Raw genomic sequence first — 25238 nt, 5'->3', positions numbered from 1 at the left:
TGCTAGATGGGGGTCGCTGGTCATCGCTTCAAGCCGGCGTTTCGGGCAGCAGTGACGCGAAGCGATCGACGACGGTGAATGCCGGATGCGAACGACCGGGCTTGCGGCTGTCGGGCTGATGGATGCCCAGCAGGTAACGAATGCCGTAATCCCGGGCGCACGCCAGCACGTCGGTATTGTCATCGACGAACAGGCTGCGTGCGGGGTCGAACGGATGCAAGGCCTGCATCGCGTCCCAGAACGCTGGCTGCTCCTTGGGCGCCCCCACGTCCGCGGAAGAGACGATACGGTCGACATAGCGGTCCAGGCCCGTCAACGGCAGCTTGAGCCCGAGACTCTCGCGGTCGGCGTTGGTCGCCAGCACGACGTCCACCGGCGCGGCCTTGAGCCACTCCATGAATGCCAGCGCGTCGGCGCGCCAGCCGATCAGGTGCGCAACCTCGCGTTTGAGCGCGACGATATCCAGCGACAGTTCGCGACTCCAGTGCGCCAGGCTGTACCAGTCCAGCGTTCCGCGGGCGTCGAGGATCCGCGTTTCCAGGGCAGTGCGATGCGAGTCGTCGAGACGATGCAGCTCGACGTAGCGACGCGGCAGGTGCTCCAGCCAGAAATGGCTATCGAAGTGAAGATCGAGCAACGTACCGTCCATATCCAGAAAAACGGTATCGATGGCATTCCAGTCGATCATTGGGCGATACCTCGGCAATCGGACGGAAAGGGAGTCCCGTTGGTGTCGTCTTCTTCGCCTAGGCGAAGAATGGACATTTCCCACACGGGCAGGCGTCGATTATTGTAACCAGTGCAACCCGCCCGATGCACGGAGGCCCCCATGGCGCCGACAGACTCTTCCCCGCCCCTCTTGACCAAGCCGACGATTCTCGAGCGGCGCCATATGGCCCAGAGCGAACTGTTTGCGATCGAATCGCTCGATCTGCGCTTCGCCAATGGCGAGCAGCGAACATTCGAGCGTTTGAAGGGCAAGGGGCGCGGTGCGGTGATGCTGGTGGCGATGCCGGACCCGGATCATGTACTGCTGATTCGCGAGTACGCCGCCGGCTTCGATGAATACATACTGACCCTGCCCAAGGGGCTGGTCGATCCGGGCGAAGACATCATCACGGCCGCCAATCGGGAACTCATGGAAGAGTGCGGCTTCGGCGCCAACCGCATCGAGCCGCTGGTGGAGCTGTCGCTGGCGCCCAACTACATGAATCACCGCATGCAAGTGATGCTGGCCAGCGACCTGTACGAAAAGCGCCTGGAGGGAGACGAACCCGAACCGCTGATCGTCGAGACGCACGCCATCGACGATATCATCGGACTATTGGCCCGCGACGATTTTCACGAAGGCCGCGCCATCGCAGCACTCTTCATCGCGCGAGAGAAGCTGCGCAGCGAGCGCGAGTCCGATAGCTGGTGGTGAAGACATCGCCGCAGCCGCGGGCGATCCCTCTCTCCCGCCTCTCGACACATGACAAGAAAACGACCCCCGCCCCGCTGAGCGGGACGAGGGTCGAACAGTAATACTAGTTTCGAACGCTTCTATCGCGAAGCGAACAGACGATCACTCGGGATCCACATCCTGGGCAGAGTCGACGCCATGATTACCTTCCATATCGTCCTTCATCGGGCCACGGGCTGCGGATTCATCCTGTGCAGAGCCACCTTGGGCCTTCAGGCTGCCCGGCTGGGTGTTGGCAGAGCCCGTCTGGGCATTGTTCTGGTCCGGGATACTGTTCTCGGACGGTAGCGACCCATGGGTTTCGCCCGACATGCTCCCACCTTGAGCCTTGGTAGGAGCGGATCCACCGGACTGAGTATTGGCCGAACCCGTCTCCGGGCTGACGCTTGGTGCCTGCTCCTGAGCAAAAGCACCCGCGGTGGGCAGAGCGATCAGCGTAGCGAAAATGGCTGCGTTAAGCTTTTTCATGTGAATCCTCCATAATTCATCCTGGCTCGCAACACGATCCCGGCAACCGTTGCCAATGCTGCCCGTGTCACGAGAGCTTGCCTGAGCAATCTATACAAAACCTAGACACTAATCCGGGACTTGGCAAATTTCGACGCCCCCTTCTCCTTCATTGTCATAACATTCGACAAAGCGTCGGGCTGCCGGCGACAGTTCCCTATCACGCCGCCAGAGCAGCTCGAAAGCGGGATTGCGCGTTTTGAAAAGATAGTTCACCCGCGCCACGTGACCCCGCGCCACCTGCTCCCGCGCGATACGTTCCGGCAACAGCGCGAGCGCCCCATCGTCCCGTTCCAGCATGGCCAGGATGGCGTAGGTCGACGAGATCTCGATCGACTGTACCGGCTGCGAGAGGCCCGCCGCGACGAACTCCTGCTCCAGCATCCTCGGCATGCTGACGGGATAGACGATCCATGCCTGCCTGGCCAGGGCGATGAAATCGGGCGCTTCGACCTTCACCAGCGGGTGCGCAAGATTGGCGACCACCCAGAGCGGTTCGGGAAAATGCCCGTGGCAATGGTAATCGCCCGGACGCCGCCCGAAGTTGGAACGACACAGGGCGACATCGATCCGCCCCTGATCGAGCAGGCGCAGCAACCCCTCGCTGGTATCCTCGATCACCTGCAACGACAGCGAAGGCTGCTCGGCGCGCACCTTGACGACAGCCTCGACGATCGCCGCGATGGCGCCCATCGTTCCCCCCACCGCCAGATGCCCGCCGAAGCCCTGCTGGATACCGATCATCTCCTCGCGCAGATGCGCCACATCGGTCTGGATCAGCCTCGCGTAGCGCACCACGCAGCGTCCCAGATCGTTGGCTTCCAATCCCCGTGCGCTGCGCAGGAACAATGGCGCGCCCAGCGTCGACTCGATCTCGTTCAGCGCCCGTGTCGCGCCGGGCTGGGAAATCGCCACCTGCTCGGCGGCCTTGTGAATGGAGCCGCACTCGTCGAGCGCCATCAGCAGGCGCAGCTGGCGCAAGCGCAGACGCGACATCAGAGTTTCCAGCGTCGGGGGCATCGACGACTCCTCTCGCTTGCGACGCGATCAAGAATTGAGACTTTGGGCGAATGCACGATCGTTATCACTCGATCAGCAACTCTCAGTGGTGGGGCGCACCGTGACCGGATAGGGTGTGGCTACAGGAATCATAATAAATAACTGATTAGAAAGGCTTTGAGCCGAAGCCGCATAGACCAAAGTGGCACAAGCCGCCCGAGGAGCCAACTCATGGCACTGATCGAACACACCACCGAGGCCCCCGCCTCGATCATCCGCCTGCACGAACGCGACGATGTCGTCATCGCACGCACGCCATTGCCCAAGGGTACCGAAGTCCTGCCGAACGTCATCCTGACAGATGCCGTGCCTGCCGCCCACAAGATCGCCATTCGCGCCCTGGACAGCGGGGACATGATTCGCCGCTACGGTCAGATCATCGGCCGCGCCACCCGCCCCATCGCGCCCGGCGATCATGTCCACGTCCATAACCTCAGCATCGGCGACCTGGAAGGCGCCGGTCAGGAACAGGGCTATGTGGAGGGCTATTCGAAGGGCTATTCCAAGGGCTATTCCAAGGACTATGCCATCGGCAGCGAGGTCACGCCCGTCGAGCGGATCTCCCCTGCGGCCACCTTCATGGGGATTCAACGAGCGGATGGCCGTGTCGCCACGCGCAATTACATCGGCATTCTCACCTCGGTCAACTGCTCCGCCACGGTCGCTCACGCCATCGCCGACCATTTCCGGCGCGACGTTCATCCCGAGGCGATGGCGCCCTACCCCAACGTGGATGGCGTGGTCGCACTGACTCACGGCGTAGGCTGCGCGGTGGCCGCGGATGGCGAAGCGCTGGAGATGCTGCGGCGTACGCTCGCCGGCTACGCGCGCCACGTCAACTTCGCTGCCGTGCTGGTCATCGGCCTCGGCTGCGAAACCAATCAGATCGACGCGCTGATCGAGTCCCAGGGTCTGAAGCCCGGCCCCAGGCTGCATCCCTTCACTATCCAGCAGATCGGCGGCACCACCAAGGCGATCGCCGAGGGCATCCATCACATCAAGCAACTGCTGAATGAGGCCAACCAGGTCGAACGGACACCCTGCTCCGTCGAGCATCTGCGAGTCGCGCTGCAGTGCGGTGGCTCCGACGGCTACTCCGGCATCACCGCCAACCCTGCCCTGGGCGCCGCCGTGGACCGCTTGATCGCCAACGGCGGGAGCGCCGTACTGGCCGAGACGCCGGAAGTCTACGGCGCCGAACACCTGCTGACGCGCCGGGCGGTCACCCCCGCCGTCGCCCACAAGCTGATCGAGCGCATCCACTGGTGGGAGGAGTTCTGCCGGGTTCGCGGCGCTTCGCTCGACAACAACCCGTCTGCGGGCAACAAGGCCGGCGGCCTGACCACGATTCTCGAGAAGTCGCTGGGCGCGGTGGCCAAGGCCGGCACCACGCCGCTGGTCGAGGTTCTCGAATACGCCGAACCCATGCGCGAACGCGGCCTGGCCTTCATGGACTCCCCCGGCTTCGACCCGGTCTCGGTTACCGGCCAGGTCGCCAGCGGCTGCAATCTCATCGCCTTCACCACCGGCCGCGGCAGCGCCTTCGGCTGCGCGCCGGTCCCCTCCATGAAGCTTTCCACCAATAGCGCGCTGTGGCGCCATCAGGCGGACGACATGGATATCAACTGCGGCGCGCTGATCGACGGCGAGATCGATATGGAAACTCTCGGCGAGCAGATCTTCCAGCGCTTTTTGACGCTGGCCTCCGGCGAACGCAGCCGAAGCGAGCGTCACGGTTATGGGCAGCAGGAGTTCGTGCCCTGGCAGATCGGCGTCATTACCTGAGAGTCAGATCATCGACCGTCAAAAGTAAGCGACCCGAGCCAGCACCTGCTGGCTCGGGTCGTTTCGGATACGCCGCAACGGGTTCGACGTACGTCAGGCCAGGCTAACGAACTGCCCCGACTCGGCACTCTGGATGCCGGCCTCCAGCACCCGTATCACCTCCAGCGCGGCTTCCGCCGTCACGGGAAGCGGCGAGCCGTTGCGAATGGCATCACGCACGCCAGCGTAGTAGGCCAGATAGTTCCCGGGCAGGGTCGGCACCTCGTGCAGCTCCGGCTGAATGCCCTCACGCACCTGGCCGATCGTCATCATGCCGTGGCGCCAGTCCTCTCCCCAGTGCGGCGATGGCAAGCGGTCGCCGCGCTTGAGCATGTCCTCCTGCGGGTCGAGGCCATGCTTGACGTAGCTGGCCCGCGTGCCATGAACGGTGAAGCGAGCCCCGGGCGCCGACACCAGCGTGCCGCCATGCAGTATCACGCGACATTCCCGATAACGGAGGACGGCATGGAAGTAGTCGTCGACCTTTGCCCCCTCGCGCTGACAGGCCAGATCGAGCGAGATCGCCTCCGGCGTGCCGAACAGGACCAAGGCCTGGTCGAGCAGATGGGAGCCGAGATCGAACCAGGCGCCGGCGCCGGGCGCGGGATCCTCGCGCCAGCGCTGCGCGACATCCGGGCGGAAGCGATCGAAATGCGACTCGAAATGCACGATTCGGCCCAGCGACTGGCTGTCGATGAGATTACGCACGGTCAGGAAATCCGAGTCCCAGCGCCGGTTGTGAAATACCGACAACAAGCGCTTGGCCTTGGCGGCCTGATCGCACAGCTTGCGGGCTTCATCCAGCGTCACGGTGAACGGCTTGTCGACGACGACATGCTTGCCCGCGGCCAGCGCCTCGCTGACCAGCGAGTAGTGCGTCGCATTCGGCGTGGGAATGACGACCAGATCGATATCGTCGCGAGCGAACAGCGCCTGCGGCGTTGGTTCTACCGGCACGCTCGGCCAGTCGGCATGAACCTTGTCGGCGTCCCGGCTCGCCACGGCAACCAGTGAAAGCCCGTCCTGCGCGGTGATCAAAGGCGCGTGGAACCGTTTGCTGGCCATGCCATAGCCGACCAACCCCACACGGATGAGTCCCTTCATGCTGCGTCCCTTAGAGATGGATTCCTGATCGCTTCGCCGGCCGCACCGGCGAAACGCCCCTCCGTCTAGGATATCTCATGCGGGATCGCAATGATTCACCCCGAAAAAGGACCTTCCGGACGCAGAATTCAACGCTACTCATACCACCCGGCACGGTAGAGGCAGCGGCGCAAGGCCGAACCTCAAACCCTGACCGGCACCAGCGGTGACCGGCGCTGCTGCCACGCCGTGGGCAATCTCGCCTCCAGCCAATGGCGTATCGGCGCCACCACGAAGCGCTGCATCAGAAGCGCCAGGACGACGATCAGCGCCAGATGAAACGCCATCGTCCACAGCGGAATCGCGAACTTGAGCGCCAAGTTGCTGCTATCGGCGATCCAGCTTTCGTGCCATCGCTGCAGCAGCCAGCGCGTTCCTCTCGCCATCGGGCCGATCAGCGGCGTATGCAACGCGAAGATGCACAGTGCCGACTCTCCCAACCGCTGCGCCCAGGCCCGTATCGTCGCGCTGCTCGGCGCAGCGAATGCACAAACGCTGAGTAGCACCAGTGCCTGGAATGGCAGCAGCAAACCGTTGTGGGTCAAGTAATACAGATGCAGGCCATCCATCTTGAGCAACCAGACTCCGATCGGCACACCGCACAAACCGAGCGCCAGCAGCGGGTAGCGGAAGCGCTGGAACAGTGCGCTCACCGGTTCCGATTGCCAGGCCCGGTAGAGCAGAATGCCGGCCAGGAACTCCGGAAGCCGAAACAGCGGGTTGCGGTGGAGAATGCCCACCGTCACATAGTCGAACGAGCCTGCCAGCGTCGCCACGAGCGGCCCCAAGGCGTAGAGCCCCCAGACGCCCAGCAGCACCAGCCCCCAGCGCTGAACCCGCATCAGCCTCGGCGCCAGCCACGGGAAGCAGGCATAGAAGAAGAGTAACGCGGAGATTGACCAGGACGCGCCGTTCAGCCACAGGAAACGCGGCTCCCAGGCCTGCAGTAGCGTGAGCTGCAGTGCGATATGGCCCAACGCACTCGGCCAGGATAGACGCTCCGAAAATGCGGCTCGCGCTTCATCGCTCAGCGGGTAATAGGGGTGCGAGTTGAAGTAGACGTAAACCCCTTCCGGACGAATGGGGTACTGCAGCAACAACAGCCCGATCGACAGCAGCATCGTCAGTACATGAATCGGGTAGAGATTGCACAGCCGCTTGGCAACGAAGGCCGGGCCGTGCACCTTCATCTCCCCCGCATGGTCCAGCGCCACGTGGGCGAGCAGGAAGCCGGACAGCATGAAGAACGTGCTGGTGGCGAAGAAGCCCATGCCGACGAAACTTCTCACCATGTCGGGCATGTCGCTGTAGATGCCGCCGAAGTGATAGGCGACCATCCACAGCGCCATCAGGAAGCGAAGCCACTCCAGCCCGTAATATCGTTGCCGCTTGATCGTGGACATGACGCCATCTCCTTTCACATCGATCGCCGGATCGTGTCTGACGCCCCGAGCCACCCAATAAGATCCAAGAGGCAACCTGTACATGAGTGATATCGCGGCGAGCGGCGATGAAGCAGCCAGCCAGTCGAGTCGATAGCGAGGAATCAGCGGAAAAAGCGGTACCGGGGATCGGTCGAACCGCAGTCATCGGGGAGCGCCCCGCTATCGTCGCCAAAGCGTAACCAAACGGCAACGGAAATCATCAGACTGTGTCGTCAATCACGGGGTTTTACACAAAGCCTCGATCCTTGTCGCCAGAAGACGACAGGTTTCTCGCGACTCGACCTGACAACTTGCGGCAAAGATGCGCTAAGCTCTGTCTGAAAACGCGAACCGACCCGATCGTCGGCCAGGACATCATCTCTTTCTCTTCGCTCGGCGTCGGCGCTTCTCACCTATCTCGGACCAGGAGCCAGCATGAGTCACAATCCCCCCGTCGCTTTCATTACCGGTGCCACCTCAGGATTCGGGCGTGCCTGCGCCCATCGTTTTGCCGAGGCGGGCTGGGCCCTGGTGCTGACCGGTCGCCGGCAGGAACGTCTGGAAGCGGTCAAGCAGCAGTTGGAAGATCAGGTCCCGGTTCACATCGCCACGCTGGACGTGCGCGAGCGCGACGGCGTCGCCCAAGTGGTCGAGGAACTGCCGCCGGCGTTCAAGGCCGTCAAGGTGCTGGTGAACAATGCCGGGTTGGCCCTGGGTGCCGGCCCGGCCCAGGAAGCGAATCTGGACGATTGGCAAACCGTCATCGATACCAACATCACCGGGTTGGTCAACGTGACGCGTACGCTGCTGCCGACGCTGATCGAGGTCGGCCGCGGCGCCGCCATCATCAACATCAGTTCCACCGCCGCGCTATGGCCCTATCCGGGCAGCCACGTCTACGGCGCGTCCAAGGCGTTCGTCAATCAGTTCTCCTACAACCTGCGCTGCGATCTCAAGGGCACCGGCGTTCGCGTCACCGACATCGCGCCCGGAATGTCGGAAACCGAGTTCACGCTGGTACGGATGAAAGGCGACCAGAGCGCCCACGACAAGCTCTACGGCGGCGTGGAGCCGATCCAGCCGGAAGACGTCGCCGAACAAGTCTTTCTCGCCGCGACGCTGCCGCCGCACCTCAACATCAACCGGCTCGAGCTCATGCCCGTGTGCCAGTCGTGGGGCGGGCTCTCGGTAGACCGGGACTGACCGACGGCCGACGACAAACCGGCAAGCCCCGACGTCGCTGGCAATATCTCGCCGGTCGGGGCACTCTCGAAGACGGGTCACGCCTGCTACCGGGCGCCATCTCCACAACCACAGTCATTTCCAGAACCACAGCCATCTCACAATCACGGCTATCTTCATAATCACAACAATGAGATCGACATGTCTGACGTTTCTTCCGCCGCCGCGACGACCGAGCGCGAGCGGCCACCTCTGTGGTTGACCGCCGCCCCCGGCCTGTTCCTGCTGTTGTGGTCCCTGGGATTCCCGGTCGCGAAGATCGGCACCCAGCACGTGGACCCGTTGCTGTTTCTGGGTTTGCGATTCGTGCTCGTGCTGGCGATCATGCTGCCGATCTGGCTGTGGCTGCGCCCACCAATGCCGGCCCGGCCGAGCGCCTGGGGCCACCAGGCCGTGGTCGGGTTCCTGATCCAGACTGTCTACTTCGGCTGCTGCTACAGCGCCTTCGCCCTCGGCAGTTCCGCCGGCGTCGTGGCGCTGGTCGTCTCGCTGCAGCCGATCCTGGTCGCGCTCGCCGCCCCGGCGATGGTAGGGGAAACCATCGGCACGCGGCGCTGGCTCGGCTTCGGGCTGGGTTTCGTCGGCGCCGTGGTGGTGATTCTCGGTCGTTCGACGGTGGAAGGCGTCACGCTCAGCGGCCTGCTGCTGACCATCGCCGCCCTGCTCGGGATGAGCGGCGCAACACTCTACGAGAAGCGCTACGGCCAGCCGCTGCACCCGGTCAGCGCCAACCTGATCCAATACGTCACCGGGCTGGTCACGACACTGCCGCTGATCGTGCTGTTCGGCCACTTCACGCTCGACTGGGATGGCGCGCTCGTCGGGTCGCTGGCCTACCTGGTCATCGGCAATTCCCTGATCGCGATCTCGCTGCTGATGGCGATGATCCGGCGGGGCGAAGCTTCGCGGGTATCGGCACTCTTCTATCTGGTGCCGCCCTGCGCCGCGCTGTTCTCCTGGTGGCTGATCGACGAGCCCATGCCACCGATCTCTTGGCTGGGCATGGGCATCGCCGCCGCTGGTGTCGCCCTGGTCAGCCGCAAACCCCGCCACCGGCACGCGTGATTCCGGCGACGGCGACCATTCGGCGCCTGGCGATCAGCTCCTGGTAATCAACTCTTGGCGATCAGCAGCGCCCCGGCGCCGATCATCAGCGACCCGGCACCCCGATTGAGGCGCCGCTGGGCGCGGGAGGAACGAAAGATCCGCCGTGCCCGTGCCGCGCCGGCCGCGACCAGGCAGAGCCCGCCCATCAGGCCAACGACGGTCAGCGCTACCAATAGCGTCAGCGAAGAACCACCGAGCCGATCCAGATCGACGAAGGTCGGCAGGAACGCGATGTAGAACAGGATCACCTTGGGATTGGATGCGGAGATCAGAAAGCCCTGCATCATGCCGGCAAGCGACCCGCCGCTGGCGCCGGTCGCTGGCATCTCGTCATCCTGCGTCGGGCTCGTCCACAGCTTCCAGCCGAGATAGAACAGATAGAGCGCGCCCAGAACCCGGATCACGCCGAAGACTTCTCCCCAATGCTCGGCGAGGGTCGCCAGGCCGAAGGTGGCGAGCAGCAGGTAGAGCACGTCACTCAGCGTCATGCCCACCGTCAGCGAGAGGCAGCGGCGGAAGCCGGCATTCATGCCGGTGGCGATCAGGGCGAACACGCCCGGGCCGGGCGTGATGGCGAACAGGAAGATCGCCAGAAGATAGGTAACGGCACTTTCGAATGTCATGTGGGTTCACGGGTCCGAGGTCGACGAGCGTCGATTGTCCATCTCGAAAAAGCGGCAGCGCAAGTGCGCTGCCGCTCGGGATCGTTTCCGCGAACCGGAAGGCTCAGCAGTTGCCCTTCTTGGCCTGGCCCGGCGGGCAGAAATCGCCGTCGCCGTGCCCATGGCCGTGATCGCCATCGCCGATGACGACCGGCGGTTCCGGATCGATCCGCGCCGGGTGATAACTGCAGGCACTCAGCAGCACCATTGCCAGCAGTCCTACGACCGCCGCGATCCTGTAGCGCGACCGCTGTTTCTTCTCGTTCTGGGACACACCTTGCTCCTTGTTTTTCATGCAGGTCGATGCCATGCCGATCGTCACGCCGGCCTCGTCAGCCAGCGTAACACGAAGCTAGCCTCCAGCATCTCAGAGCCAGTTTATGATCTCGCGAGCTAGGATCAAACTAGGCGAAAACGACTGAGGAAACGGAGTTTACATAGGGGTAAATGAGTATTCCGAAGTCGTTTTCAACAACGTTTGGCCGACGCGCAGCAGATTGTAAACAGGCTCTCAGCGGCCGAACACGACCTTGGCCACATCCGGATAGATCCTGGCGAAATGCACGGTCATCCCCGTCTTGAGATAGTCGGGCAGCTCGTCATAGTCGCGTTTGTTGGCCTCCGGCAGGATCAGCTCGAAGATATCGCTGCGGCGCGCGGCGATCACCTTCTCGCGAATACCGCCCACTGGCAGCACCTGGCCAGTCAGCGTCAGTTCGCCGGTCATCGCCAGCGGGCGATCGATACTCTGGTTCCGGGCCAGCGACATCAGCGCCGTGGTCATGGTGACGCCAGCCGAAGGGCCGTCCTTCGGCGTTGCCCCTTCCGGCACGTGGAGGTGAACGAAGGCCTCGTTGAAGAAGTCCGCTTCGGCCCCGTACTCGCCCAGATGACCCAGCGTGTAGCTGTAGGCAATATTGGCGGACTCCTGCATCACCTCGCCCAGCTTGCCGGTGAGCTTGAAGCCGCGGGTTAACGCATGGACCTTGGTCGCCTCGATGGGCAAGGTGGCGCCGCCCATCGCCGTCCAGGCCAGGCCGGTGACCACGCCCACGCCCTTGAGCACCTTCTCCTTGCGGAACAGTGGCGCGCCGAGGAACTCCTCCAGGTTGTTGACCGAGACCTTGACCGTCTCCTGATTCTGCTCGAGCATTTTGACCGCCGCCTTGCGCACGATCCGGTGGAGCTGCTTCTCCAGCTGGCGCACGCCGGCTTCGCGGGCATAGCCTTCGATCACCTGCCTGAGCGCAGCGTCGGTCAGGTTGATGCGCTTCTTGGGAATACGGTCGCGCTCCAGCAGCTTCGGCCACAGGTGATGCTTGGCGATCGCCATCTTCTCTTCGGCGATATAGCCCGAAAGCCGGATCTGCTCCATGCGGTCGAGCAGCGGCCCGGGAATGGTATCGAGCTGGTTGGCCGTGCACACGAACAGCACCTTGGAGAGATCCAGGCGCACGTCGAGGTAATGATCGAGAAAGTCGACGTTCTGCTCCGGGTCCAGCACTTCGAGCAGCGCCGAGGCGGGATCGCCCTGGAACGACTGCCCCATCTTGTCGATCTCGTCGAGCATGATCACCGGGTTCTCGACCTCGACCTCCTTGAGCGCCTGCACCAGCTTACCCGGCATGGCACCGATGTAGGTGCGGCGGTGCCCCTTGATTTCGGCTTCATCGCGCATGCCGCCCACCGAGAAGCGGTAGAACTTGCGCCCCAGGGCATCGGCGATCGAGCGCCCGACCGAGGTCTTGCCCACGCCCGGCGGCCCGACGAGCAGCACGATCGAACCACCGACATCGCCCTTGAACGATCCTTCGGCCAGGAACTCGATGATCCGTTCCTTGACGTCGGTGAGGCCGTCGTGATCACGGTCCAGCACGCCACGGGCGCGCTTGAGATCGAGCTGGTCCTCCGAGGTGATGCCCCAGGGCAGCGAGGTCAGCCAGTCGAGATAGTTGCGCGTGGTGCCGTACTCCGGCGAGCCGGTTTCCAGCACCGACAGTTTGCCCAGCTCGTCGTCGATACGCTCCTGAACCCGCTCCGGCACCTGCAGGTTCTCGAGCCGATCACGGAAGGTATCGACATCGCTCTCGCGGTCGTCCTTGGAGATGCCCAGCTCTTTCTGGATCACCTTGAGCTGCTCGCGCAGGAAGAACTCGCGCTGGCGCTCCTGCATCTGCGAGTTGACCTGCTCGCTGATCTGGTTCTGCAGCTGCGCGACCTCGATCTCCTTGCGCAGCAGCGGCAGTACCTTCTGCATGCGATCCATGATCGGCAGCGTCTCGAGCACGCTCTGCAGCTCGCGACCCTTGGCCGAAGTAATGGCCGCGGCGAAGTCGGTCAGCGGACCCGGCTCGTGGGGGCTGAAGCGGTTGAGATAGCTCTTCAGTTCCTCGCCATAGAGCGGATTGATCGGCAGCAGCTCCTTGATGCCGTTGATGAGCGACATCGCATAGGCGCGGGCTTCCTCGGCCTCGGCATCGACCGGCTCGCGGGGATAGGAGACCTCGACCAGATACGGCGGCGTCTTCGACAGCCAGCGCTGGATGCGGAAGCGGCGCATGCCCTGGGCGATGAACTGGATCTGCTGCTCTTCGTTCTGGGCGCGGTGAACCTTCACCGCCGTACCGATCTCGGGGAAGCTGCCCGGGTTGAGTTCCTCGACCCCGACATCGCCGACGAACGCCACCCCCACCATGTGATGCGGCGTATTGGCGACCCGCTTCATGGTCTCTTCCCAGCGCTGGCGCTGAATGATCAGCGGCTGCACCTGGGCCGGGAAGAACGGACGATTGTGAATGGGGAGAAGGTAAATCCGCTCCGGCAGATAATCGCCGGAGGGAACGACGGCGCCGCTGGCCGAGTGGGACGACGTGTGATCGTGGCCGGACGAATCCTGGCTGGTCTCGGATGAGTTCTGACTGGTCTCGGATAAGTTCTGAATAGTCTCGAAAGTGTCCGTGGAATCCCGATTATGATCGCTCATTATTCACCCTGAGTCTGTGGCCAGTCCTGGCCGAATGACCTAGGGATGCGGGCGCCGGGGCGGGAGTTCAAGTCGATGAAGGGAGATTGGTTCAGAAAACCGTGCCAGGCGCGAGAGCCTGGCACGGCCGGACCTTCGGATATCAGCCCGGATCGACCAGCAGCGGCACCAGCGGTATCTGCTGGCCATTGATGTCGAGCACGCCATCCGTCAGTTCGAGCTGCAGAGGGTCGCTGGTCAACGGCAGGCCCAGGAACATCATCAGTATCGCCGGCGCGCCCTCCAGGCTCAGCCGCCCTTCCAGCCGCCGAACGATCTCGCGCTGAAGCGCATCGGCCGCCATCGTATCGAGATCCCAGCCTTCGATGCCCGCGCCGTCGACGCCGAGCTCGCCACTGCCGCGCATCTTCATGCCCAGCACCGCACTATTGGCGGTCAGGCTATCCAGCGAAAGATGCGGCGAACCTGCCAGCAGCGCCTGGATCGACGATCGAAGCGGCTGCAGCGCCGTCTGGAGCCTGGCGTCGTCCTCGCTATCGATGGCGGCCTGAATGTCGGCCAGATGCTCGTCCAGCGCTGCCACCAGCGACCGATAGGCGTCCCCATCGACATGATCCAGCGTCAGCGCGACGCCACCGTCGAAGATCGACTGGTCCTGCACCCGGGTCTCGCCCACGTTCGCTTGCAGCTGCATCACCAGTTGCTCGGCGCCGAGATTGGCTTCCACGGCGTAGCGGACATCCCTGGAGACCACGCTCGGGCTGTCAGCGGGTGTGACCGTGGTCGTCGGAACGGTCAGCGACATCGCCTGGTGGAAGGCCTGGTCGTTGCCCTCGAATGTGCCGGACAGCGTGGTCCCTTCGATCAGGATATCGGTCTGGTCATCGGCCATTCGCAGCCGCGGCGCGTCTCCCTGAACGGTGACCTTGCCATCGACCTGCTCGAGATCGAGCGACAGCCCGGCGAAATCCAGCTGCATGTCGCGGGCCGCGGTGATCTCTCCAGCCGCGTCCTGCGTCGGCACGCTGACGGTCTGCGAGAAGCCCGGCAGCATGAAGTGCGCTTCCAGCTTCTGCTCGCGGGTCAGGAAACGCCCGGTCCAGGTCATCGGGCCGGGGCTTGCGAGCACATCGCCGAACAGCGTCTCGCCACCGCTGCCCCGCACCTGCGCTTCACCGTTCAGCGTCGTCTCGAGCAGGCCGTGCCCCGCCTGGTAAGGCACCTCGACGACGACCGGGTCGGCATTCCGGGCCACCGCCACGTAACGCGCTTCGATGCGGCCGCTGGAATGGAACCAGCCACTGTCGACATCATCGCGCGTGACCTGCCAATCGGGGCCGGCATCGAGCCGCGTGACCAGCTTTTCGATCTCGCTATCGAAGCGCTGGCTCGAATAAGCCTGGGCTCCCAGATAGCCAGCCCCGACCAACACGATCACGACCGCTCCCGCGATCATCCATTTACGCATGCGTTACTCCTGAGAGCGAAATTGGGAGGCTGACGGATCCACGGTTATCGCCGCTCGTGGCTCGTGGCTCGTGGCTCGTGGCTCGTGGCTCGTGGCTCGTGGCTCGTGGCTCGTGGCTCGTGGCTCGTGGCTCGTGGCTCGTGGCTCGTGGCTCGTGGCTCGTGGCTCGTGGCTCGTGGCTCGTGGCTCGTGGCTCGTGGCTCGTGGCTCGTGGCTCGTGGCTCGTGGCTCGTGGCTCGTGGCTCGTGGCTCGTGGCTCGTGGCTCAATGCAGCCAGAACCATAGGTGCATCGTGCTCCAGGCGTACACCCCGGCGAGGATATCGTCGAACATGATGCCGATGCCCCCGGCGACACGGCGGTCGACCCAGCGAATCGGCCAGGGCTTGAGGATGTCGAAGACGCGGAATACCACGAAGCCCCACAGCGCGGCCTCCCAGGAGAACGGCACTGCCGCCATGGTCAGCCAGTAGCCGACGAATTCGTCCCAGACGATCCCGGAATGGTCGTGGACGCCGAGATCGCGGGAGGTCGTCTCGCAGAGCCAGATGCCGACCAGCGTCGCCACGCCCATCAATCCCATGTAGATCGTGAGCGGCAATCCCGACAGCAGCCAGTAGAACGGGATCGCGGCCAGGGTACCGAAGGTTCCCGGCGCAAACGGCACGGCGCCGCTGCCCAGCCCGAACGCCAGGAAATGCGTCGGCCGACGCCATACACTCGTGGGCGCCCGGTTCATGAGGCGGTCTCCGGAAAGTGGTCCCACCCGCTGCGCTCGAGGTAGCGCGGAGGAATGCCCTGAATGCCTTCGCCCTCGATGATCCGCCCGATCGGCGTCAGCGGCAGATGTAGCGGAGCCAGGCGGCGCTGGGCTTCGGCAAGATCCGACTCCGCCAGCGTCACCAGCAGTTCATAGTCGTCACCGCCGTTGAGTACCCGCCCCCGGATCTCGTCCAGTTCGAGCGTCGCGCGCAGCGGTGTCGCCAGCGGCAACGACTCGAGATCGAGACGCGCCCCCACGCCGGAGGCCACCAGTACGTGCTGCAGATCCGCCAGCAGGCCATCGGAAACATCGATCGCGCTACTCGCCAGCCCTCTCAGCGCTTCTCCCGCCGCCAGGCGCGGTTCGGGGCGCAGATAGGCCTCGAGCAATGGATGTCCCGCCTCGCGCTCGCCACGCTGCCAGCGCGCGAGCCCGGCAACGGCCCGGCCGGGATAACCGGTCACCGCGACCAGATCTCCCGCCCGCGCCCCGCTGCGCCGCAACGCCTGGCCGGCCGGCAGCTCGCCATGCACCGTCACCCCGATCGTCAGCGCACCGCGGGTCACGTCGCCGCCGATCAGTTCGCAGCCGCTGCGGGCGGCCAGTTCACGGAAGCCCTCGGCGAACGCCTCGAGCCACTCGGGGTCGGCCGCCGGCAGCGTCAGCGCCATGCAGCACCAGCGCGCCCTGGCCCCCATCGCCGCGAGATCGCTCAAGGCGACGGCCAGCGCACGGTGGCCAATGGCCGCCGCCGGCGCGTCATGGGGGAAATGGACATCGACCACCGACGTATCGACACTGATCGCGAGCTGATGCCCCGAGGTGGGCGCAAGCACCGCACAGTCGTCACCGTTGCCGACGACGACATCGCTCCGCTCGGCCGCCGCCGGGCGCGACAGATAGCGAGCGATCAGCTCGAATTCGCTCAACGAAGCGCGAGTCATGTCAACGACGGCGAGCAGCGACCTCGGCGCCCCGCAGCCGCGAGGCGAGCTTGTCGAGGATGCCGTTGACGTATTTATGACCATCGGTCGCGCCGAATATCTTGGCCAGCTCGACCCCCTCGTTGATGACGGCACGATAGGGCACTTCGGGCCGGCGCGACAATTCGTAGGTCCCGAGACGCAGGATCGCCAGCTCGATGCGATCCAGGTCTTCCAGGCGCCGGTCGAGCAGCGGCGCAATGGTGGCGTCCAGCTCGGCGCGATGGTTGGCCGTGTTGTGCAGCAGATCATGGAACAGCGCCTTGTCGGCGATCTCCATCACCTTGTGCCAGTTTTCGTGATCCTCGAGATCGTCATCGGCGATCTGCGAGCGGAACTCGGCCTCGACGGCAGTGACCGACTTGCCGGTCATCTGCCACTGGTAGAGCCCCTGGACCGCCAACTCGCGGGCGGCGCGACGCGACTCCTGAGCCGGCGTCGGCTGTCGTGACGGTGAACTCATGCCTCGCCTCCCAGTCGCTTGAACAGCGATACCATTTCCATGGCCGCCATGGCCGCCTCGGTGCCCTTGTTGCCCGCCTTGGTGCCGGCGCGCTCGATGGCCTGATCGATCGAATTGACCGTCAGCACCCCGTTGGCGATGGGGGTCGAGAACTCCAGCTGCAGGCTGCTCAGCGAGGAATTGCAGTTGCCCGCCACGTATTCGAAGTGCGGCGTACCACCACGAATGACCGCGCCCAGCGCGACGACCGCATCGGGTCGAGATACCTGCAGCACGCGCTTGACCGCCAACGGCAGCTCCCAGGCGCCGGGGACATGAATCAGTTCGATGTTCTCTTCACTGACGCCGTGGCGCATCAGGCTATCGATGGCGCCTTCCACGAGGCTATCGACGACATGATGATTGAAACGGCCCACGACGATGGCATAACGGCCATCGACATCGGTGAACTGACCTTCCAGTTGAGCGATCGGTTGCATTATCGGGTTCCGGATACACTGCGCCAGAGTCGTCACGAATACGAATCTGGACGCGAAAAAAACAGTCTGATTGGCCGGCGCCAGAACCTAGGGCCTAGCGCGCGAAGCCGGCCATCTTATCATGGCCGCACGGCCTTACCATGCTCGCGACGGTTCCGGCTCGCGGCAGTTAGGGCTCGAATCCCGTTCAGGCGTCGCCGCTGACCAGCTCGACCACTTCCAGATCGAAACCGGAGAGGGCCGAGAAACGCCACGGCGAACTCAGCAGACGCATCTTGCCGACGCCGAGCTGGCGCAGGATCTGCGCCCCGGTGCCGATCGACAGAAAATTCCCCGATCCGTCGGCGGCACTGGAACGCGGCGCCGGGCGATGCCCCAGCAGGACATCGAGCTGCTGCCTGAAATCCCCCTGGGGGCGCGCCTCGTCGAGCAGCACGAAGACGCCCGCCTCCGCCCGACCGATCTCGGCCAGCGCGGTGTGAGCCGTCCAGTGGCTGTCCGCACGACACAGCGCGAGCAGGTCACGCAGCGTGTCGCCGCCATGCACGCGCACCGTCGTCGGCGTGGCGTGTTCGGGCTCGCCCTTCACCAGCGCCAGATGGTGCCGATCCTGAATGGTGTCGTGGAAGACATGCAGGGTCATGTCGCCGAACGCGGTCTGCACCGGCGTCTGCTCGACCGCCTCGACGGTACGCTCGTTGAGCATGCGATAGTGGATCAAATCGGCGATGGTACCGATCTTGATGTCATGCTCGGCGGCGAAGCGTTCGAGCTCCGGCCGGCGCGCCATGCTGCCGTCCTCGTTCATGATCTCGCAGATCACGCCGGTGGCCTCGAAGCCGGCCATGGCGGCCAGGTCGCAGGCCGCCTCGGTGTGACCGGCGCGACGCAGGACGCCACCCGGCTCCGCCATCAGCGGGAAGATATGACCGGGCTGGACGATATCCTCCGGCCGCGCGCCCCGCGCCGCCGCGGCACGCACGGTGAGCGCGCGATCCGCCGCGGAGATCCCCGTGGTGACGCCGGTGGCCGCCTCGATCGAGACGGTGAACTTGGTGCCGTAGCCGGAGCCGTTGTCGCTGACCATCAGCGGCAGCTTCAGCTGCTGGCAGCGCGCCTTCGACATCGGCTGGCAGATCAGGCCGCGAGCGTGACGCGCCATGAAATTGATATGGTCGGCCTCGACGCACTCGGCCGCCATGATGATGTCGCCTTCGTTCTCGCGGTCCTCGTCATCCATGAGGATGACCATCCTGCCTTGCCGAATCTCTTCGACCAGGACCTCGATACTGGCCAGCTGGTTCGATTGCGTTGTCGTCATTGCTGATTCATCCACGGAAACCGCCATCTGCTGAAACCACCGTCCAACGAGGCCAGAGAGGCTCGATGCGGCACAGCCTACCTGTCGCGAGACACGGACGCTACTGTCGGATGACGGCGACACGTCCCTGCCCTTTCACTGTGCGCGGCCTGCCCGCTCACCTCACCCCGCCTTGATCGGACGCCCTGACAGGTCGTGCCGAAATATGCCAATCCTCGCCCACCGCGCGGATGTCGTCGATCTCCAGCCGCCGCTGCTGGCTCATCGACATCAGCCCCGGCAGGGCGAAGAGCGGCCGCGCCTCGCTGCCCAGCAGCGTCGGCGCCATGAACAGTTCGAGCCGGTCGACGCAGTCCGCCTCCAGCAAGGCTCCGGCCAGGGTGGCGCCGGTTTCGACGAGCACCTCGTTGCATGCTTCCCGCGTGGCCAGATAGCGCAGCACGCCCGCGAACTCGACGCGCCCCTCGGCATTGGCCGGCATCAAGACCACCTCGGCGCCGGCCGCTTCGAGCTTGCGCCGTCGCTCGGTCATCTCCGGCTGGATCGTGAAGACCAGCGTCCGCCCTGGCTCGCTCAGGCAGGCCGCCGCCAGCGGCAGCCGCAGCTGGCTATCGAGAATCACCCGCAACGGCTGGCGCCGCGCAATCGCCTCGGCATCATCCAGCCCCAGTTGCCCGGCACGCACCGTCAGCCGGGAGTCGTCGAAGATGATCGACTCCACCCCGGACAGCACCGCGCTGGACGCGGCGCGCAGACGCTGCACCTGCTGCCGCGCGGCCGGCCCGGTGATCCACTGGGATTCGCCGTTGGCCATTGCCGTGCGGCCGTCGAGGCTCATCGCCATCTTCAGCGTGACCCGCGGCAGCCCGTCACGCATGCGGCGAATGAAGCCGGGGTTGAGTCGTCGCGCGTCCTCCTCGAGCAGCCCGACCTCGACCTCGATGCCCGCTTCGCGCAGCATCGCGAAGCCTCGCCCGGAGACCTGCGGGTTGGGATCCTCCATCGCCGCGACCACCTTCGCCACGCCAGCATCGATCAACGCCTGGCTGCAAGGGCCGGTGCGCCCGGTATGCGAGCAGGGCTCGAGGGTGACGTACGCCGTCGCGCCACGGGCCACCTCGCCGGCCATGCGCAGCGCGTTGACCTCGGCATGCGCCTCGCCGGCGCGCGCGTGAAACCCTTCCCCGACGATGCGGCCCTCCTTGACCAGCACGCAGCCGACTCGCGGATTGGGATCACAGGTATATTGTCCGTGCCAGGCAAGCTGAATCGCCCGCGCCATCCAGGCCGCCGGCGTCGTAGGCTCGGCGCGGGAGGCGTCCGGGGACAGGGACAGAGGCTCGGAACGGGACAGAGGTTCGGAATGGGACAGAGATTCGGAATGGGAAAAGGACATGGCGGCTCGCTCGAAAAGACGGGGAGTCTGACAACGACAACAAGGGCGCCGGCTCAGCGAGGGTCGCCGTTGTCCTCCGAAGACACTGTCGGCTCCTGGGAAAGCCGATCGATCTCGGCACGAAACTCGTCGAGATCCTGAAAACGGCGATAGACCGAGGCAAAACGAATGTAGGCCACATGATCGAGACGCTGTAGGGCTTCCATCACCTCTTCCCCCACGGCACGCGCTTCGACTTCTCGATCGCCGCGTGCCCGCAGCCGCTGGCGAATTCGCTCGACAGCCGCCTCGAAGGACTCCACGCTGACCGGACGCTTCTCCAGTGCCAGCGCCATGCCGGCACGCATCTTCTGCTCGTCGAAGCTTTCCCGGGAGCCGTCGGACTTGACCACCCGCGGCATCACCAGTTCGGCGGTCTCGTAGGTCGTGAAGCGCTCCCCGCAACCGGCACACTGACGGCGACGACGCACTTGATCGCCCTCGGCCACCAGGCGGGAGTCGGTCACCTTGGTATCGTGCGCACCACAAAAAGGGCAATGCATCGTCGGGTCTACCTGTCAGCGTGGGCGAATCCGGGAACCGCCACTATTGTTGAGTGAACGAGCAAAAGCGGTTGAATGAACCAGAGAGTGTAACGTTTTGGGCAACATAGCGGAAACGCGCCGAAAAACGGCAGCGGTTTTCATGTTGGCCCGTCTTCTGCAAGGATATCGTGACAGTCCGCCACAACAACACCTTGATACGCACGTTGCGTACGCCAACCGCTGAAATCAGGAACCCCGCCATGCCCAGCCGTGCCGCGAACTACCCCGCGCTTTCCGAAGAAGCTTTCATCGAACGTGCCAGCGCGCGCCTGGAAGAGGTATACGGCCCCCGTCGCGACGAAATCATGCGCCGCCTGATGACGTTGCTGATGCACCAGCGCAGTGCACTGGATACGCTGCCAAGGCCGACATGGAGCGAGCGCGACCAGATTCTGATCACTTACGGCGATACCATCATCGACGGCGAGCGGCCGCCGCTGGAAGTGCTGGACGACTTTCTCGCCACGCGCCTCAACGGCACGTTCAGCGGCCTGCACATCCTGCCGTTCTTTCCCTGGAGCAGCGACGACGGCTTCTCGGTGATCCACTATCGCGAAGTGAACCCCAGCCTCGGCGACTGGCAGGATATCCGTCGGCTGGCGTCTCGGGTCGACCTGATGGTCGATCTGGTCATCAACCATGTCTCCCGCGACTCGCTGTGGTTCACCGACTATCTCTCCGGCACGCAGCCGGGGCGCGACTATTTCATCGAGATGGACCCGAACACGGATCTCTCCATGGTCACGCGGCCGCGCAACTCGCCATTGTTGGTACCGGTCTCGACGCGACGGGGCACCCGCTACCTGTGGGCGACCTTCTCCGAGGACCAGATCGATCTCAACTTCGCCAATCCGGACGTGCTGCTCGAGTTCGTCGGCATCCTGCTCTATTACGTCCAGCAGGGCGCGCGCATCATCCGTCTCGACGCGGTCACGTACCTGTGGAAGCAGGTCGGCACCAACTGCGTCCACCTGCCCCAGACCCACGCCATCGTGCGGCTGCTGCGGGCGATTCTGGATTTCATGGCGCCGGGCACGCTGCTGATCACCGAGACCAACGTGCCGCACCACGAAAACATGAGCTACTTTGGTCTTGAAAGGCTGGGTCTCGAACGGCCGGGTCCCGAACGGCCGGGTCTCGAACGACAGGGCCTCGAACGACAGGGCCTCGAACGACAGGGCCTCGACCGCCTCGAAGACAAGCGTTCGATGCCCGACGAAGCGCACATGATCTACCAGTTCACGCTGCCGCCCCTGCTCGTGCATACCCTGACCAGCGGCGACGCCACGACCCTGAGCGACTGGGCGCGGAGCCTGCCGACGCTGCCGCCGGGCTGCACCTACTTCAACTTCACCGCCAGCCACGACGGCATCGGGGTCAGAGCGCTCGAGGGGCTGCTGCCGCAGCACGAGCTGGACATCATGCTCGAACTGATGCACCGCTTCGGCGGCTACGTCAGCATGAAGACCAACCCGGACGGCAGCGACTCGCCCTACGAGATCAACATCACCTATTACGACGCCATGAAGGGCACCCGCCGAGGCGCCGATGCCTGGCAAGTCGAACGCTTCCTGTGCAGCCAGAACCTGATGCTGGCGCTGCAAGGCATTCCCGGGGTCTATATTCACAGCCTGACCGCGACGCTCAACGACCACGGCGGCGTCGAACGCAGCGGCAAGCTGCGTTCGATCAATCGCCGCCGCTGGCCCAAGGAGGAACTGGACGAGCTCATCGACAGCCGCAGCACGCCGACCCGCGAGGCGTTCACCTCGCTCAAGCGGCGGCTCAATATCCGTGCCAACGAGCCCTGCTTTCATCCCGAAGCCACCCAGCGCGTGCTCGATACCCCGCCCGGCATCTTTGCCATCGAGCGCGGTCCGCTGGCCAACGGGCGGCGCCTGCTGGCGATCTACAACATCAGCGACAAGCGCCAGCCGCTGGAGATCGCCGAGCTCTGCGAGGGCGAATGGTACGACGTGCTCAAGGATGGCAAGCGCTGGAACCCGCATCCGGAAGAACGCGATATCCTGCGCCCCTACCGCAGCCTGTGGCTGGTGCAGCCCTGACGCGTATCGGGGCGCGGTCGTGAAGGAAACGGCAACAGACCCGACGCGGGCGGTGAATCGAAACGATGGCACCGCCCGCCCGGGCTGCCGTTCGGTCGGCGGCAGCGGCGCCTACACGTCGCCGCTGTTATCCAACTCCACCGCCTCGTAGAGCCGGTCCTGCAGGTCGGGAATGGCGGCCTGCACCCGGTTCCAGCTGGGGATGAACGGCTTGTCGCGGGGTGATTCGAAGAACGCAGCGCCGGCCTGCATGATGTTGTCGGCGAACAGCTCCACCGCTGCCTCCTCGCTGTGGCGGTCGAGCTTGAGCCCGTTCATCGCCGCGTCGTGATCGTAGGCCTCGATCAGATCCAGCGCCACGCGATAGTAGGTCGCCTTGACGGTGCGGAAGCTCTCGACGCTCATCTCCACGCCGAGTGTCGCCAGCTTGCGGTACATCGCCTTGGCGATATCCATGCTCATGCGGTTCAGACCACCCGACGGATCGTCTTCCGACACCGGCTGATGCTTGTGATCGTAGGCATCGGCGATATCGACCTGGCACAGCCGCTTGGTCGAGAAGTTGCGATGCACCTCGGAAAGCACGCCGATTTCCAGCCCCCAGTCGCTGGGAATGCGAATGCCATCGAGCACGTCGGCCCGCATCGAGAACTCACCGGAGATCGGATAACGGAAGCTGTCGAGATAGTCCAGGTAAGGCAGCGGCCCGTAGATCATCTTGAACGCCCGGATTAGCGGCGTGACCATCAACCGCGCCACGCGGCCGTTGAGCTTGCCGGAAGCAATCCGCGAGTAGTAACCCTTGCAGAACTCGTAGTGAAAACGCGGATTGGCCACCGGATAGATCAACCGGGCCAGCAGCCCGCGATCGTAGGTCACGATATCGCAGTCATGCAGCGCAACCGACTCGGCCTTGCCGGACGCGCGCACATAACCGGAGCAGTACCAGACGTTACAGCCTTTACCCGGCTCCTGGGGGGCCAGATTCTCCTGGGCCAGCTCCTGATGCAGGGCCTGAAGACGCGGGCCATCGTTCCACAGGATGCGGTGGTGCTGCGGCAGGCGGGAAAAGAACTCGCGTGCCTTCAGAAACTGCTCGCGATCGGCGCGATCCAGCCCGATGACGATCTCGCTGAGATAAGGCACCTTGCACAGCTCGTCGACGATATGCGAAAGCGCCGGCCCTTCCAGCTCCGAATACAGCGACGGCAGGATCAACCCCATCGGCCGGCTGCGCGAGAACTGCTTGAGATCGGTTTCCAGTGCCTCCACCGAGCGGCGGGTGAGGTTGTGGAAATTGGTAACGATACCGTTCTGATAGAAATCACTCATGAGACACCCTCATCCTGTTGTCGGCTGGCGTCAGTCCTTGACGCCGGTTATCGGGATTATCCATCAATCGTCGGGATCGTTGTCGGCCCACCCCAGCTCCCGGGTTAGCCAATGAGAGACACCTTCCGACCAGCCCGTTGGCCCCTGGGCCTTGGTCCGATAGATCTGCGAGCCTTCCAGCGGCATCGGTTGGCCGTGACTGGCGGCGATGACGACCGCCATGTCGGTGGCTGCCAGCAGCGCCAGATCGTTGGGGCCATCCCCCAGACCGATCGTCCGCGGGCGATAGCCGCGCAACGCCTCGAAGCGCGCCACCAGCCAGTCCGACGCCTGCCCCTTGTCGACCGCGCCCATCACGTGCCAGAAGCGCCCGCCGCGGGTCAGGCGCAGGCCGTCGACACGCAGTGTCTCGTGCAATGCCTGCAGTTTGGCGTCGTCGTCTTCCCACACCAGCGGCTCGCTGCCTTCTCGCGTCATCGCCTGTTCGGCGCCGGCGGCGCTGAGCCCGGTCAGCGCCTGCACCTCGGCCAGATCCATCTCGCCCATGCGCCGAAAATTCAGGCCGTGGCGTTCACGGACCACGTCCAGGCGCCGTCGGATATAGTCGACGTCCATGCTCGGCGTCTTGACCACCAGGCCATCCGGCGAGGCAGGATCGCGATCCAGCCGCGCGTGCTGCCAGGAAGGCGGGAGCCCGATGACGGCACCGTTCTCGGCGATGAAAGGCGTATGTTCGAGCCCCAGCTCCTGGCGTAGCGCCAACAGTTCGGCGCGCGTCTTGCTGGTGGTGGGAATGACCGGAATCGCCTGCTGCTCCAGGCGCGAGAGCCAGGCCGAGGCCGGCTGCCAGTCGTAGGTGTCGTGATCCAGCAGCGACCCATCGAGATCGGTAAACACCAGCAGGGGCGGTTTGTTCAGGGCCGGCTGTGTCATGGCATCACCCGCATCGCTTCACCTCGTCATGTCGTACG

The 25238-nt window shown here is 64.4% G+C and carries 23 protein-coding genes; 5 read left to right on the top strand and 18 right to left on the bottom strand.

The window, feature by feature from the left end; genetic code table 11:
- Window positions 1–28 precede the first annotated feature (28 nt).
- Window positions 29–688: an HAD-IA family hydrolase gene (locus tag R5R73_RS06065; protein WP_322529139.1), complete on the bottom strand. Its 660-nt coding sequence runs from the start codon at window positions 686–688 to the stop codon at window positions 29–31.
- Window positions 689–829: 141 nt separating this feature from the next.
- Between R5R73_RS06065 and nudE the strand changes: the two genes are divergently transcribed.
- Entirely contained in the window at window positions 830–1423 is a 594-nt protein-coding gene (gene nudE / locus R5R73_RS06060) for an ADP compounds hydrolase NudE (RefSeq protein ID WP_322529138.1), read from the top strand.
- Between the two features lie 141 nt (window positions 1424–1564).
- Here the strand turns inward: nudE and R5R73_RS06055 are convergent, their stop codons facing one another.
- Both R5R73_RS06055 and R5R73_RS06050 read right to left on the bottom strand, forming a co-directional pair.
- Window positions 1565–1930: a hypothetical protein gene (locus R5R73_RS06055; protein WP_322529137.1), complete on the bottom strand. Its 366-nt coding sequence runs from the start codon at window positions 1928–1930 to the stop codon at window positions 1565–1567.
- 108 nt (window positions 1931–2038) lie between these two features.
- A complete protein-coding gene (locus tag R5R73_RS06050; RefSeq protein ID WP_322529136.1) occupies window positions 2039–2989 on the bottom strand; it encodes a LysR family transcriptional regulator in 951 nt (316 codons plus the stop codon).
- A 210-nt stretch (window positions 2990–3199) separates the two neighbouring features.
- Here R5R73_RS06050 and R5R73_RS06045 point away from each other — a divergent pair, with 210 nt between their 5' ends.
- A complete protein-coding gene (locus tag R5R73_RS06045; protein ID WP_322529135.1) occupies window positions 3200–4813 on the top strand; it encodes an altronate dehydratase family protein in 1614 nt (537 codons plus the stop codon).
- A 93-nt stretch (window positions 4814–4906) separates the two neighbouring features.
- Here R5R73_RS06045 and R5R73_RS06040 read toward each other — a convergent pair whose 3' ends face one another.
- Window positions 4907–5956 (bottom strand): oxidoreductase, encoded by a 1050-nt coding sequence (locus R5R73_RS06040; protein ID WP_322529134.1) that lies wholly within the window; start codon window positions 5954–5956, stop codon window positions 4907–4909.
- 182 nt (window positions 5957–6138) lie between these two features.
- A complete protein-coding gene (locus tag R5R73_RS06035) occupies window positions 6139–7398 on the bottom strand; it encodes an acyltransferase family protein (protein WP_110631472.1) in 1260 nt (419 codons plus the stop codon).
- Between the two features lie 456 nt (window positions 7399–7854).
- Between R5R73_RS06035 and R5R73_RS06030 the strand changes: the two genes are divergently transcribed.
- Both R5R73_RS06030 and R5R73_RS06025 read left to right on the top strand, forming a co-directional pair.
- A complete protein-coding gene (locus R5R73_RS06030; RefSeq protein ID WP_322529133.1) occupies window positions 7855–8622 on the top strand; it encodes an SDR family NAD(P)-dependent oxidoreductase in 768 nt (255 codons plus the stop codon).
- 180 nt (window positions 8623–8802) lie between these two features.
- Window positions 8803–9726, top strand: coding sequence for a DMT family transporter (locus R5R73_RS06025; protein WP_322529132.1), 924 nt, complete (start codon window positions 8803–8805; stop codon window positions 9724–9726).
- Between the two features lie 47 nt (window positions 9727–9773).
- Here R5R73_RS06025 and R5R73_RS06020 read toward each other — a convergent pair whose 3' ends face one another.
- The 11 genes from R5R73_RS06020 to nrdR all read right to left on the bottom strand — a co-directional run bounded on the left by R5R73_RS06020 (window position 9774) and on the right by nrdR (window position 20827).
- Window positions 9774–10391 carry a LysE family translocator gene (locus R5R73_RS06020; RefSeq protein WP_322529131.1) on the bottom strand — a complete coding sequence of 206 codons (618 nt, stop codon included), beginning with the start codon at window positions 10389–10391 and terminating at the stop codon, window positions 9774–9776.
- A 103-nt stretch (window positions 10392–10494) separates the two neighbouring features.
- Window positions 10495–10704, bottom strand: a complete 210-nt coding sequence (locus R5R73_RS06015; RefSeq protein WP_322529130.1) for a hypothetical protein — start codon at window positions 10702–10704, stop codon at window positions 10495–10497.
- A 237-nt stretch (window positions 10705–10941) separates the two neighbouring features.
- Window positions 10942–13413 carry an endopeptidase La gene (gene lon / locus R5R73_RS06010; RefSeq protein WP_322529129.1) on the bottom strand — a complete coding sequence of 824 codons (2472 nt, stop codon included), beginning with the start codon at window positions 13411–13413 and terminating at the stop codon, window positions 10942–10944.
- Window positions 13414–13555: 142 nt separating this feature from the next.
- On the bottom strand, window positions 13556–14881 hold the full coding sequence (locus R5R73_RS06005; RefSeq protein WP_322529128.1) for a DUF945 family protein: 1326 nt from the start codon (window positions 14879–14881) through the stop codon (window positions 13556–13558).
- Window positions 14882–15145: 264 nt separating this feature from the next.
- Window positions 15146–15619, bottom strand: a complete 474-nt coding sequence (locus tag R5R73_RS06000; protein ID WP_322529127.1) for a phosphatidylglycerophosphatase A — start codon at window positions 15617–15619, stop codon at window positions 15146–15148.
- Window positions 15616–16587: a thiamine-phosphate kinase gene (thiL, locus tag R5R73_RS05995; protein ID WP_322529126.1), complete on the bottom strand. Its 972-nt coding sequence runs from the start codon at window positions 16585–16587 to the stop codon at window positions 15616–15618. Before thiL ends, R5R73_RS06000 begins: the two co-directional genes overlap by 4 nt.
- Before the next feature lies 1 nt (window position 16588).
- Window positions 16589–17089, bottom strand: coding sequence for a transcription antitermination factor NusB (gene nusB / locus R5R73_RS05990; protein WP_071232542.1), 501 nt, complete (start codon window positions 17087–17089; stop codon window positions 16589–16591).
- On the bottom strand, window positions 17086–17568 hold the full coding sequence (ribE, locus tag R5R73_RS05985) for a 6,7-dimethyl-8-ribityllumazine synthase (RefSeq protein WP_071232541.1): 483 nt from the start codon (window positions 17566–17568) through the stop codon (window positions 17086–17088). Before ribE ends, nusB begins: the two co-directional genes overlap by 4 nt.
- Window positions 17569–17755: 187 nt before the next feature.
- A complete protein-coding gene (gene ribBA / locus R5R73_RS05980) occupies window positions 17756–18889 on the bottom strand; it encodes a bifunctional 3,4-dihydroxy-2-butanone-4-phosphate synthase/GTP cyclohydrolase II (RefSeq protein WP_087719201.1) in 1134 nt (377 codons plus the stop codon).
- Window positions 18890–19046: 157 nt separating this feature from the next.
- Window positions 19047–20171, bottom strand: coding sequence for a bifunctional diaminohydroxyphosphoribosylaminopyrimidine deaminase/5-amino-6-(5-phosphoribosylamino)uracil reductase RibD (gene ribD, locus R5R73_RS05975; protein ID WP_256961237.1), 1125 nt, complete (start codon window positions 20169–20171; stop codon window positions 19047–19049).
- 167 nt (window positions 20172–20338) lie between these two features.
- A complete protein-coding gene (gene nrdR / locus R5R73_RS05970; protein ID WP_087719199.1) occupies window positions 20339–20827 on the bottom strand; it encodes a transcriptional regulator NrdR in 489 nt (162 codons plus the stop codon).
- 242 nt (window positions 20828–21069) lie between these two features.
- Here nrdR and R5R73_RS05965 point away from each other — a divergent pair, with 242 nt between their 5' ends.
- Window positions 21070–22935, top strand: a complete 1866-nt coding sequence (locus R5R73_RS05965; RefSeq protein WP_322529125.1) for a sugar phosphorylase — start codon at window positions 21070–21072, stop codon at window positions 22933–22935.
- A gap of 111 nt (window positions 22936–23046) precedes the next feature.
- On the opposite strand, the gene R5R73_RS05960 is transcribed toward R5R73_RS05965, so the two are convergent.
- Together R5R73_RS05960 and R5R73_RS05955 are read right to left on the bottom strand one after the other, a co-directional pair.
- Window positions 23047–24267: a glycosyl transferase gene (locus R5R73_RS05960; RefSeq protein ID WP_322529124.1), complete on the bottom strand. Its 1221-nt coding sequence runs from the start codon at window positions 24265–24267 to the stop codon at window positions 23047–23049.
- Between the two features lie 63 nt (window positions 24268–24330).
- Window positions 24331–25200, bottom strand: coding sequence for an HAD-IIB family hydrolase (locus tag R5R73_RS05955; protein ID WP_087719197.1), 870 nt, complete (start codon window positions 25198–25200; stop codon window positions 24331–24333).
- Between the last annotated feature and the right edge of the window lie 38 nt (window positions 25201–25238).

This window comes from Salinicola sp. LHM (assembly GCF_034479735.1).
Lineage (GTDB): Bacteria > Pseudomonadota > Gammaproteobacteria > Pseudomonadales > Halomonadaceae > Salinicola > Salinicola salarius.
The sequence above is the reverse complement of the archived record's forward strand: the minus strand, read 5'-3'. Positions and strand labels throughout refer to the sequence as shown.

Coding starts and splice junctions, on each gene's coding strand:
- R5R73_RS06065 (WP_322529139.1), bottom strand. CDS start 688: ATGATCGACTGGAATGCCATCGATACCGTTTTTCTGGATATGGACGGT.
- nudE (WP_322529138.1), top strand. CDS start 830: ATGGCGCCGACAGACTCTTCCCCGCCCCTCTTGACCAAGCCGACGATT.
- R5R73_RS06055 (WP_322529137.1), bottom strand. CDS start 1,930: ATGAAAAAGCTTAACGCAGCCATTTTCGCTACGCTGATCGCTCTGCCC.
- R5R73_RS06050 (WP_322529136.1), bottom strand. CDS start 2,989: ATGCCCCCGACGCTGGAAACTCTGATGTCGCGTCTGCGCTTGCGCCAG.
- R5R73_RS06045 (WP_322529135.1), top strand. CDS start 3,200: ATGGCACTGATCGAACACACCACCGAGGCCCCCGCCTCGATCATCCGC.
- R5R73_RS06040 (WP_322529134.1), bottom strand. CDS start 5,956: ATGAAGGGACTCATCCGTGTGGGGTTGGTCGGCTATGGCATGGCCAGC.
- R5R73_RS06035 (WP_110631472.1), bottom strand. CDS start 7,398: ATGTCCACGATCAAGCGGCAACGATATTACGGGCTGGAGTGGCTTCGC.
- R5R73_RS06030 (WP_322529133.1), top strand. CDS start 7,855: ATGAGTCACAATCCCCCCGTCGCTTTCATTACCGGTGCCACCTCAGGA.
- R5R73_RS06025 (WP_322529132.1), top strand. CDS start 8,803: ATGTCTGACGTTTCTTCCGCCGCCGCGACGACCGAGCGCGAGCGGCCA.
- R5R73_RS06020 (WP_322529131.1), bottom strand. CDS start 10,391: ATGACATTCGAAAGTGCCGTTACCTATCTTCTGGCGATCTTCCTGTTC.
- lon (WP_322529129.1), bottom strand. CDS start 13,413: ATGAGCGATCATAATCGGGATTCCACGGACACTTTCGAGACTATTCAG.
- R5R73_RS06005 (WP_322529128.1), bottom strand. CDS start 14,881: ATGCGTAAATGGATGATCGCGGGAGCGGTCGTGATCGTGTTGGTCGGG.
- R5R73_RS06000 (WP_322529127.1), bottom strand. CDS start 15,619: ATGAACCGGGCGCCCACGAGTGTATGGCGTCGGCCGACGCATTTCCTG.
- thiL (WP_322529126.1), bottom strand. CDS start 16,587: ATGACTCGCGCTTCGTTGAGCGAATTCGAGCTGATCGCTCGCTATCTG.
- nusB (WP_071232542.1), bottom strand. CDS start 17,089: ATGAGTTCACCGTCACGACAGCCGACGCCGGCTCAGGAGTCGCGTCGC.
- ribE (WP_071232541.1), bottom strand. CDS start 17,568: ATGCAACCGATCGCTCAACTGGAAGGTCAGTTCACCGATGTCGATGGC.
- ribBA (WP_087719201.1), bottom strand. CDS start 18,889: ATGACGACAACGCAATCGAACCAGCTGGCCAGTATCGAGGTCCTGGTC.
- ribD (WP_256961237.1), bottom strand. CDS start 20,171: ATGGCGCGGGCGATTCAGCTTGCCTGGCACGGACAATATACCTGTGAT.
- nrdR (WP_087719199.1), bottom strand. CDS start 20,827: ATGCATTGCCCTTTTTGTGGTGCGCACGATACCAAGGTGACCGACTCC.
- R5R73_RS05965 (WP_322529125.1), top strand. CDS start 21,070: ATGCCCAGCCGTGCCGCGAACTACCCCGCGCTTTCCGAAGAAGCTTTC.
- R5R73_RS05960 (WP_322529124.1), bottom strand. CDS start 24,267: ATGAGTGATTTCTATCAGAACGGTATCGTTACCAATTTCCACAACCTC.
- R5R73_RS05955 (WP_087719197.1), bottom strand. CDS start 25,200: ATGACACAGCCGGCCCTGAACAAACCGCCCCTGCTGGTGTTTACCGAT.